Raw genomic sequence first — 9,933 nt, 5'->3', positions numbered from 1 at the left:
GGGGGAGTTCACTCTCACTCGGGGATCGACACCGGCTGGGGGAGCGGGGCTTCGACGAGCACCGCATGGGCGTTGGCGCCGCCGAACCCGAAGGAGCTGACACCGGCGGTACGCGGTCGGTCACCGGGCGGCCACGCCACCGGACGGTCCACCACCGACAGGCCCCGATCCGCCATCGGGATCAGGGGGTTGGGCGCGTCGTGGTGCAGGGTCGGGGGAATCAGGCCGTGGTGCAGCGCGAGGACGCACTTGGCCAGGCCGAGGAGTCCGGCCGCGCCTTCCAGATGGCCCAGGTTGGACTTGACCGAGCCGATCCGCAGCGGAGAGCCGGCGGACCTGCCGCCGCCCAGGGCCGCACCGAGCGCGGAGGCCTCGATCGGATCGCCCAGCGGGGTGCCGGTGCCGTGCGCCTCCACATAGCCGGCCTCCGCCGGGTCGAGCCCGGAGCCGGCCCACACCTCGCGGATCAGGGCTTCCTGCGCCGCCGGGTTCGGCGCCATCAGACCGTTGGAGCGGCCGTCCTGGTTGGTGCCGGTGGCGCGCAGCACGGCGAGCACCCGGTCGCCGTCGCGCAGCGCGTCGTCGAGCCTGCGCACCACGACGACCAGACAGCCCTCGCCACGGACGTAACCGTCGGCCGAGGCGGAGAAGGGACGGCACCGGCCGCCGGGCGAAAGCACCCCGCCGTCCGCGAAGTTGAGCGTCACGCCCGGTGAGAGCAGCAGATTGACGCCGCCGACCAGCGCGGTGTCGCACTCCCCGGCGAGCAGCCCGCGCCGGGCCAGATGCAGCGCCACGAGCGATGACGAGCAGGCCGTGTCGACGGTCATGCTGGGCCCGCGCAGATCCAGCGCGTACGACAGCCGGTTGGCGATGACGCTCATGGCCGAACCGGTGCCGGTGCGCGCCGTGATCGACGGCAGGTCCTCCAGCGCGGCCCGGCCGTGGTCGTCGCCGCACGCGCCCACGTACACACCGGTACGGTCGGCGGCCGGGCGGTCGGCCGGCAGCCCCGCGTGCTCCAGCGCCTCCCAGGCCACCTCCAGGAGGATCCGCTGCTGCGGGTCCATCGCAGCGGCCTCGGCCGGTGATATGCCGAAGAAGTCCGCGTCGAAAGCGGCCAGTTGGTCCTCGTCCAGGAACGAGCCGTGCCGGGGCGTCCGGTCGACGGCGGCCGCGTGGCCGGGCGACAGACGGCGGTAGGCGTCCCACCGTCCGTCCGGGACGGTGCCCACCGCGTCGACGCCGGAGCGCAGCAGCTCCCAGAGCCCGGCCGGGGTGCCGACACCGCCGGGCAGCCGGCAGCCGAGCCCGACGATCGCCAGATCCGTGTCACCGTACGGGCCGCCCGCCGCACCGGCCCCGGGGGCCGCCTCCACGGGCCCTGCGGGCGGGCGCGCCGGATCGCCGGTGAGGAAGTCCGTCAGCTCACGGATGGTGGGGTACTGCCAGAGCACGGTCGGCGGCAGGTCCCGGTCGAGCAGATCCTCCAGCTCCGCCGAGAGCGCCACCGCGTCGACGGAGGTGAAGCCGTACGTGTCGAACGGCGCGTCCAGGTCGACGCGTTCGACGGGCAGACCGCCGCGTGCGGCGGCCCGCTCGACGAGCAGACGGTGCACCGCGTCCTTCACCGGGCCGCCGCCCCGTCCGGCACGGCGGCCGATGCGGTGGCGGCGGCCGGGTCCGGTGCGTCGAACGTTCCCGCCAGATACCGGTCCCGGCAGTGCGCCCGGCGGATCTTCCCGCTGGTGGTCCTGGGCAGGGCGCCGCGCCGGACCAGCACCACGTCCCGGGGGTCCAGGGAGTGCCGCGCCACGACGGCCGCACGGATCGCGGCGCGCAATGTCTCCCGTTCCGCATCCGTGCAGCGGCGCTCCAACTCGGCGACGATCACCGCCCGTTCGCCCCCCTCCTCCGGCGATCCGGTGGAGAACGCGGCGACATGGCCCCGCCGCACCGCCGAACTGGCCTCCTGGACGGTCTGCTCCAGGTCCGACGGATGGTGGTTGCGGCCCTCGACGATGATCAGGTCCTTCAGCCGGCCCGTCAGATACAGCTCCCCGTCCCACAGGAAGCCGAGGTCGCCGGTGCGCAGCCAGCGGCCGTCCGGATCGGCGGGGTCGCCCGCCGCGAACACCTCGGCCGTCCGCTCGGGCCGGCGCCAGTACCCGGCGCACACATTGGCCCCGCGCACCCGGACCTCGCCCGTCCGGCCCTCGGTCACCGTCGCGCCGGTGTCGGGCGCGACGATCCGGACCTCCTGGCCGGCCGGTGTCCCGCAGCTCACCACGCGGTATCCGTCCGGGCCGCCCTCGGTCAGGACGCGCACCCGGTCCTGCGCCAACTCGGCCCGGTCCAGGGTCAGAACGGTCGGCTCGGACGGGCCGCCCAGGGTGACGGCGAGCGTCGCCTCGGCCAGTCCGTAACCCGGGCTGTGGACCTCGGGCCGGAATCCGAAGGGGCCGAACGCGGCGCTGAACCGGTCCAGGCTGGCGGCCCGTACCGGCTCCGAGCCGTTGACGAGGGTGCGCAGCGACGACAGATCGAGACCGGTCCTCGCGTGCGCCGGAATCCGGTCGACGCACAGGTCCAGGCCGAAGTTCGGCGACACGGTGTGGGTGGCCCGGTGCTCGCTGATCGCGGTCAGCCAGCGCACCGGCCGCTGCACGAACGAGAAGGGCGGCATCAGCACCGCGGGGACGCCGCTGGTCAGGGGCACCGCCAGCATCAGCAGCAGCCCCATGTCATGGAAGAACGGCAGCCAGCCGGCGATCCGCGCGTCCGCTCCGATGCCGAGCCCGGCCCGCAGCTGTTCGGCGCCGACGGCCAGATTGCGGTGGGTGACCTGGACACCCGCCGGGTCACGGGTCGACCCCGAGGTGTACTGCAGATACGCGATGTCGTGCGGGCGGTCCGCCTCGGCCAGGATCACCCGCTGCCGCGGCCCCGGCTCGACCGTGTCCACGCACAGCACCGAGGGCGGCCCGGCGGTCCCGGCCGTCCCCGCCAGGAGCTCGTGCACCGGCCGGGAGTGCGGCGAGGTGGTCAGGACGACGGCCGGTGCGCAGTCCGCCATGGCCAGCCGCAGCCGCTCGTCCGTGCGGAACGCCTCCGGTGCGTACAGCGGCACGGCGATCACCCCGCTGTAGAGGCAGCCGAGCAGCGCGACGACGTAGTCCGCGGTGTGCGGGCACAGGATCGCGGCCCGGTCGCCCGGTGCGCAGCCGCGGACGAGCGTGCCCGCGACGGCCTGGGCGCGGGCGTCGAGCTCACCGTAGGTCAGCTCGGTGGTCACACCGGAACGGTCCGTCGAGTGGTCCACGAACGTCAGCGCCGTGGCCCGCGGACGGTGCCGGGCCCACTCGCGTACGGCCGCGGCCAGGCCGGGCGGCCGCGGTGAGGTACACGCAGACATGGGTTCTTCCTCTCAGCCGCGGTCGTCGGTCCGGGGCACGGCGGTGCCGCGCAGATAGGGGGTGTTGGTGGGGTAGCGGGGCCAGGGGCGGACGACCTCGTGCACGCGCACCCGGTATCCCGCGTCGCGCAGCGCGGTCAGCAGCCGCCGGTTGGCCCGGCAGCCACCGGCCACGCGCTTCCACAGCGGGGCCAGCACGTCCTGGACCAGACCGACGGCGCCCGGGGCCCTGACGTGCTCGAAGAAGATCAGCTGCCCACCCGGCCGCAGGACGCGCCGGATCTCGGCGAGGGCGGCGGGCAGATCGACGACGGTGCAGAGTACGAGCGTGCACACGACGGTGTCGAAGGAGGCGTCGTCCAGCGGCAGGTCCTCGGCCCAGGCGTCCACGACCCGTACGTCGATCGGGGCCTCGGCGGCCCGCACTTCCAGCTGCCTGCGCATCTCGCCGGCCGGTTCGACGGCGACGAGGGATTCGGCCTTGGCGAAGTAGGGGACGTTGGCGCCGGAACCGGCGCCGACCTCCAGGATGTTCCCGGTCAGCTCGCCGAACATCAGCGTGCGCAGCGGCCGGCCCCACTTCTCCTCGGCCCGGGCCGTCATGGCGTCGTAGTAGCGGGCGAAGAACTTCCCGCTGCGGCTTTCCAGTTGCGGGTTGTTCGGAGCGGTGGCCGTCATGCGGAGGTTCCTCCGGGGGTGGGCTCGGTGGTCGGCGAACGGTCGGCGGCTTCGTGCGTCCCGTCGTGGGGTGCGCCCTGCGACGTCAGCCATCGCTCGAAGGCGGCGAGATCGGGCAGGATCACATCGGAGCAGGCGAGCACCGCGAGGTTCTGGCGCATCTCCGTCACGGCGACGACGGTGGCGCCGCCGCGATGGGCGCTGAGCATCTCGGCCGCGGTGCCCATGCTGGGTTCGTGATCCGGCAGCCAGGCCACGCACACATCGCTCTCGGCGGCGAGCTCGGTCAGCCGGTGGAAGGTGGCGGTGAGCAGGGAGACCGCCGGGTCGAGGGCGTCCCGGTGGATCTCCGGGGTGTCGGCCAGCGCGGCATGACCGGTCAGGATCGCCTGTTCGTGGGCGCCGATCCACTCCCGCATCAGCCGGCCCGGTTCGTGCACCACGGCGTCGGGCCGGTGTTCCAGGATGGTGCGGCGCAGCTGCTCGCGGTAGCCCTGGTCGGCCAGTACGGCACCGCCGCGGGCCCCCTGCATGACGCCGGCCAGGAAGTAGGAGCGGGGACCGGCGGCGGTCACGCGTCCTCCAGGGAGTAGTCGGGGACCACCAGGTCGACGGGGGCCGCCGCGTCGTAGAGCGCGGCGGCCCGGAGCAGATGGTCGACGACCTCCCGCGGGGAGGTCGTCAACGCCTCCGCGACGCGCTCCAGTTCGCGCCCGAAGGCCGGGCTTCCCCAGCGGCTCACCCGCCCCTGGTCGTCCCGGGCGACGAGGGCCTCCTCGCGGGCGAGGGCGCCGCGCGGTCGCCCCGGGAACGGCAGCGCCACCTCGGTGAGCCCGTCGTCGCCGGGATGCACGGCCCGCACCGAGAGGTTGTTCTGTTCGGGGTGCAGCAGCAGTTCGCGCACCAGCGGCGCCGGCACCGGCAGTTCGGTGACGGTGTCCTCGGGCCGCATGGTGTAGGCCCGGTGCATGACGAGCTCGCCGAGCCGGGGGCTGTACCGCAGGTACTGCAGCCGCAGCACCCCGTCCGCAGGCCGCCAGAAGGCCCGTAGGACCGACGGCGCCGGGGAGCCGTCCGCGGCCCGGCGCAGCGGGTAGGCCTCCGACTCCGTGCGGACGACGCCGTCGACGGCGGCCGACCGCGAGAGCCGCAGCGGGGCGCGGTGCAGCAGATACGGGTCGAGGACCGTGAGCGTCTCGCCGTCGTCGTAGAGCGCGCAGACGTGCCGGCCGCCGACCCGGTACCGGGCCGTGACGCCGGTGAGCCGGGCGACCCGCTCCCCGGCGTCGAAGGTCTGCCAGGCGCAGGCGGTGCCGAAGCGCTCCGGTGAGGAGCCGGTCCCGTAGTGGATGTGGTACTGGGCGGCGCTGTTGTACGGGACCTGGGTGAGGACGTCGGTGAGGACGCCGGCGAGCAGGTCCTGGTCGAGCCGGGACCGGGAGGCGGAAGCCGCCATCAGGTGTCTCCTAGCGGGAGGGATGGGACGGGCGGCGCGCGGCGGCGCCGACCGGTCCGGAGCTGGTGAGGATGAAGGCCACGACCGCCTCCGGGCGTTGCACGACGTGGTCGGGGCCGCCCCGCATGGCACGCAGGGTGAAGGCGCCGGTCGTGCAGGGACGCCAGCCCTGCGCGTGCCGTGAGGTGACCCGTGCGCCGTGGATGCCGACGAGCGCCGTGACCGGGCAGTGCAGGGGCGGGCCCGGCCGGTAGCGGTAGCGCGCGGCGAGCCGGAGGTCGGCGTACACGGTGGCGGGGGGCACCGGTGCGTGCCCGTCGGCCCGCGATGCGGCGGCGCTCACCGGGGAGGCCGTCCCGTCCAGACCGTGTGCCCGGGCGGCGGGGCTGTCGTCGTACAGCAGGGCGGCGTGCGGTTCGCCGTCCATCGGCGCGACCTGCTGCGAGACGAACAGGGCCATCGGCGGCACCTGGTGATGGAACGTCAGGACGCGCGCGGTCTCGAACGCGGCGAGCGCGCCCATGCCGTGCCCGAAGAGCACCAGCGGCAGATCGGCCCGCTCGGCGAGCTCCTTCGCCGCCGGCTCCACGAGGTCGTCGAGGTGGACGGGCGGCGACTCGCCCGCCCGGTCGCCGCGGCCCGGGTACTGGACGGCGCCGAGTTCGACCGAGGCCGGCAGCTCCCGCAGCCAGGGCTGGAAGAACCGCGCCGAACCACCTGCGGGCGGGAAGCAGATGAGGCGCAGTCCGGGGTGCTTCCGGGGTTCCGGCGTGCGCAGCAAGAAAGTCGACCTTTCGGTGGAGGCGCGAAAGACGGAAAGCGGAGGGCGCGGTTTCCGGAGGGGGAGTGCTGGAAATGCAGAGGAATGAACCGGCGATGTCGACGGGTAATTCCCAGGTCAACGTACGCGAACGGATGCCCCTTCAGAAGAGGGGGTGCCTGAAGGGGTAGTACCCGCCCCGGTCATGTCGGATCTCCTGAACGAAATCGCAGATAAGGGGGGTAATCGCAGTTCAGGCAAGGATTGTTGTTACCAAACAGTGATCTCATTTGGATTGCCTGAAACTTTCCGAGAAGGAGAATCTTTACGGCGCAGTCAAGTCTTCGCGCTTCCTTGGCTAAACTTCCCGACGTGCCTCCCGGAGTGCCTCCTGATGTGCTTCCGGATGTCCTTCTTGATGGAGAGGAGCGAGATTCTTCGTGGAAATGGTTCGATGGCCCGACGCGTCGGCCGAGCGGTATCGGAAGCTCGGCCATTGGCAGGGCCGTCCACTGGGCGCCTTCCTCGCGGAGCACGCCCGGGCGGCCGGACCGGCCCCGGCCCTCGTGTCCGACGACGGCCGGCTCTCGTACGCCGATCTGGACCGCCGGGCCGGCCACCTCGCCGCCGGCCTCGTCGGCCTCGGCCTCAGGACCGGCGACCGGATCGTCGTCCAACTCCCCAACGGCCCGGACTTCTTCGTCCTGCTCTTCGCCGCGCTGAGAGTCGGCGTGATACCCGTCCTCGGTCTGCCCGCCTACCGCCGCAGCGAGGCCGTCCACCTCTGCGACCACAGCGGGGCCGTCGCCTATGTGGTCCCCGCCGAGGACCCCGACCCCGCGTCCGACTTCGACTACCGGGCGCTCGCCGGCGAGGTCCGCGCCCAGGTCCCGGGGCTGCGCCACGTCCTGGTGTCGGGCGAACCCGGGTCGCACACCGCGCTCGCCGACGTCGAGCGGGCCGGCCGCGAGCGCGCCGCCGTCGGCCGGGAACCCGTCGTGCCCGGCCCCGACCCGCAGGACACGGCGGTCCTCCTCGTCTCCGGCGGCACCACCGGCCTGCCCAAGCTGATCCCGCGCACCCACGACGACTACGCGTACAACGTCCGTGCCGCCGCGGAGGTCTGCGGTCTCGGCCCCGGCACCGTCTACCTCGCCGCGCTGCCCGTGGCCCACAACTTCGCCCTGGCCTGCCCTGGAGCGCTGGGCACCCTGCTGTCCGGCGGCACCGTCGTGCTGAGCCCGTCCCCCGACCCCGAGACGGTCTTCCCGCTGATCGAGCGGCACCGCGTCGACGTGACGGCCGTGGTGCCGCCGCTCGCCGCCCTCTGGGCCCAGGCCGCCGAGTGGAGCCCCGAGGACCTCGGCAGTCTGACCCTGCTCCAGGTGGGCGGCGCCCGGCTGGACCCCGACACCGCCCGCCGGGTCCAGGCCACCCTGGGGTGCGAGCTCCAGCAGGTCTTCGGGATGGCCGAGGGGCTGCTGTGCCTGACCCGCCCCGGCGACGACCCGGAACGCGTCGCCACCACCCAGGGCCGCCCCCTCAGCCCGGACGACGAGATACGCGTCGTCGGCCCGGACGGCCACGACGTCCGGCCCGGCGAGGTGGGCGAACTCCTCACCCGGGGCCCGTACACGCTGCGCGGCTACTACCGCGCCGAGGCGCACAACCGCACGGCGTTCACCGCGGACGGCTTCTACCGCACCGGTGATCTGGTGCGGGTACTGCCGGACGGTGACGTCGTCGTCGCGGGCCGGCAGAAGGATCTCGTCAACCGCGGCGGCGACAAGGTGTCCTCGGACGAACTCGAAGGGCATCTGCGCGCCCACCCCGCCGTTCTCGACGCCGCGGTGGTCCCCGTTCCCGACGAGTACCTCGGCGAGCGCACCTGCGCCTGGATCGTGCTCCGCGAGCAGGACGCCGCCCGGTACGAGGCGCGGTCCGGGGCGGGCGAACCGACCGAGGACGGCGGCCCGTTCGGCCCCGGAGGGCTCGACGCGTTCCTCGACGGGCGCGGTCTCGCCCCGTACAAGAAGCCGGACCTGGTCCACATCGTCGGCTCGCTGCCCTTCACCGCGGTCGGCAAGCTCGACAAGCGCGTCCTCGCGCGGCGCGCGGCCGAGGCCGCCGCCGGTCAGGGCTGACCGGCCGGCCTCCGCACCACCACCCTCGACCCAACTCTCGTACGCCCACAAGGAGATCCCCGTGGCCATCGTCGCCGTGTCGCCCGCAGTCAGCCGCGCCCCGTTCAGCGGCACCCCCGCCCAGGCCGCGGTCCGGCTGGCCCGCGCCGGTCTGTACGACGAGTACATGGTCTACGAGCGTGAAGGCGCCTGGTGGTACGCGGGCGGGGTGCGGGCCCGGCTCGTCGTGGACCGGACCCATGTGACGCTGGAGCACGGGGGGAACCGCGTCCGGACGCCGTGGGAGGGCGAGCCGCTCGAACACGTCCACCGGATGCTGTCCTCGCTTCCCTGTCCGGAGTGGCGCGCCTACGGGTGGAGCACCTTCGAGCTGTCGTACGCGCTGGCCGGCGAGAGGGCGGACCTCGGCGAGGAGCCCCTGATCCATCTGGTGGTCCCCGAGACCGAGGTCCGGCTCACGGCGGACGGGGCGGAGCTCCGGTGTTCCGGGACGCATGACGCGGCCACCGTCGCCGACCGTCTCGTCGCCGAACCCGGCCCGGAGCGAGGCGAGTTCGCACCGCTGCCGGTCGACCTCGGAGGGCCGGCCGAGAGCGGGTACCGGGAGGCCGTCTCCCGGGCCGTCGCCGAGATCCGCGACGGCGAACTGCAGAAGGTGATCCTGTCCCGGGCCGTCCAGGTCTCCGGAGACCTGGATCTTCCGGAGACCTATCTGGCCGGGCGCTCGGTCAACTCGCCCGCCCGGTCCTTCCTGTTCGACCTCGGCGGCATGGAGGCCGCGGGCTTCAGCCCGGAGACCGTCGTGGAGGTGTCGGCGGACGGCCGGGTGTCCACCCAGCCGCTGGCGGGAACCCGGGCGCTCAGCGGGGACGCCGGCGAGGACGCGGCCCGGCGCGCGGAACTCCTCACGGACGCCAAGGAGATCTACGAGCACGCGATATCCGTCCAGGTCGCCTGGGACGAGATGGCGCGGGTGTGCCGCGAGGGCTCGGTGCGGGCCGAGGAGTTCATGACCGTGAAGGAGCGCGGCAGCGTTCAGCACATCGCCTCCCGGGTGAGCGGCGAACTGCCGTCCGGGGACAGCGGTCCCTGGCCGGCGCTGGCCGCCGTCTTCCCCGCGGTCACCGCGTCGGGCGTACCCAAGCGGGCCGCCTACCGGGCCATCCGCGGCTTGGAGCAGGGTGCGCGCGGGCTCTACAGCGGGGCGGTGCTCACGGTCGGCAGCGACGGGTCGCTCGACGCCGCGCTCGTCCTGCGCACGGTCTTCCGGCAGCACGGGCGGACCTGGCTGCGGGCGGGCGCGGGCATCGTCGGCCAGTCGCTGCCCGAGCGGGAGTTCGAGGAGACCTGCGAGAAGCTGCGGAGCGTCTCGCGCACGCTCGTGCGGGCCCGGGGGCGCCAGGAGGGCGCCTGAGGGACCGCGGTGACGGCCGTACGGGGGCCAGGGGCGCCGATCCACTCAACCTTTACGGTGCTGTTC

8 protein-coding genes are annotated in these 9,933 nt (G+C 73.7%); 2 read left to right on the top strand and 6 right to left on the bottom strand.

Going from position 1 to position 9,933, the window contains the following annotated elements:
- Positions 1 to 14 precede the first annotated feature (14 nt).
- The 6 genes from KV381_RS03205 to KV381_RS03180 are packed head-to-tail and all read right to left on the bottom strand — an operon-like array spanning position 15 to position 6,330.
- Positions 15 to 1,619, bottom strand: a complete 1,605-nt coding sequence (locus tag KV381_RS03205) for a type I polyketide synthase (protein ID WP_218784420.1) — start codon at positions 1,617 to 1,619, stop codon at positions 15 to 17.
- A gap of 8 nt (positions 1,620 to 1,627) precedes the next feature.
- The gene (locus tag KV381_RS03200; RefSeq protein ID WP_218784418.1) at positions 1,628 to 3,415 is read right to left on the bottom strand and encodes a fatty acyl-AMP ligase; all 1,788 of its coding nucleotides are present in this window, start codon (positions 3,413 to 3,415) and stop codon (positions 1,628 to 1,630) included.
- Between the two features lie 12 nt (positions 3,416 to 3,427).
- A complete protein-coding gene (locus tag KV381_RS03195; RefSeq protein ID WP_218784416.1) occupies positions 3,428 to 4,093 on the bottom strand; it encodes a class I SAM-dependent methyltransferase in 666 nt (221 codons plus the stop codon).
- Positions 4,090 to 4,668: a hypothetical protein gene (locus KV381_RS03190; RefSeq protein WP_218784414.1), complete on the bottom strand. Its 579-nt coding sequence runs from the start codon at positions 4,666 to 4,668 to the stop codon at positions 4,090 to 4,092. Before KV381_RS03190 ends, KV381_RS03195 begins: the two co-directional genes overlap by 4 nt.
- Positions 4,665 to 5,549 (bottom strand): hypothetical protein, encoded by an 885-nt coding sequence (locus KV381_RS03185; protein ID WP_218784413.1) that lies wholly within the window; start codon positions 5,547 to 5,549, stop codon positions 4,665 to 4,667. The genes KV381_RS03190 and KV381_RS03185 overlap by 4 nt, the downstream gene beginning before the upstream one ends.
- Before the next feature lie 10 nt (positions 5,550 to 5,559).
- A complete protein-coding gene (locus tag KV381_RS03180) occupies positions 5,560 to 6,330 on the bottom strand; it encodes a thioesterase II family protein (protein ID WP_103537706.1) in 771 nt (256 codons plus the stop codon).
- A 425-nt stretch (positions 6,331 to 6,755) separates the two neighbouring features.
- Between KV381_RS03180 and KV381_RS03175 the strand changes: the two genes are divergently transcribed.
- The gene (locus tag KV381_RS03175) at positions 6,756 to 8,453 is read left to right on the top strand and encodes a (2,3-dihydroxybenzoyl)adenylate synthase (RefSeq protein ID WP_103537705.1); all 1,698 of its coding nucleotides are present in this window, start codon (positions 6,756 to 6,758) and stop codon (positions 8,451 to 8,453) included.
- Positions 8,454 to 8,514: 61 nt separating this feature from the next.
- Positions 8,515 to 9,867 carry a salicylate synthase gene (locus KV381_RS03170; protein ID WP_230543795.1) on the top strand — a complete coding sequence of 451 codons (1,353 nt, stop codon included), beginning with the start codon at positions 8,515 to 8,517 and terminating at the stop codon, positions 9,865 to 9,867.
- Positions 9,868 to 9,933 lie beyond the last annotated feature (66 nt).

Source organism: Streptomyces sp. WY228, from assembly GCF_019287315.1.
GTDB classification, from domain to species: Bacteria; Actinomycetota; Actinomycetes; order Streptomycetales; family Streptomycetaceae; genus Streptomyces; species Streptomyces caviscabies.
Note: the sequence above shows the minus strand (reverse complement) of the source record. Positions and strands in the feature narration are given on the sequence as shown.

Excerpts from the sequence above, each read along its gene's own strand:
- KV381_RS03200 (WP_218784418.1), bottom strand. The coding sequence starts at position 3,415 with ATGTCTGCGTGTACCTCACCGCGGCCGCCCGGCCTGGCCGCGGCCGTA.
- KV381_RS03195 (WP_218784416.1), bottom strand. The coding sequence starts at position 4,093 with ATGACGGCCACCGCTCCGAACAACCCGCAACTGGAAAGCCGCAGCGGG.
- KV381_RS03185 (WP_218784413.1), bottom strand. The coding sequence starts at position 5,549 with ATGGCGGCTTCCGCCTCCCGGTCCCGGCTCGACCAGGACCTGCTCGCC.
- KV381_RS03175 (WP_103537705.1), top strand. The coding sequence starts at position 6,756 with ATGGTTCGATGGCCCGACGCGTCGGCCGAGCGGTATCGGAAGCTCGGC.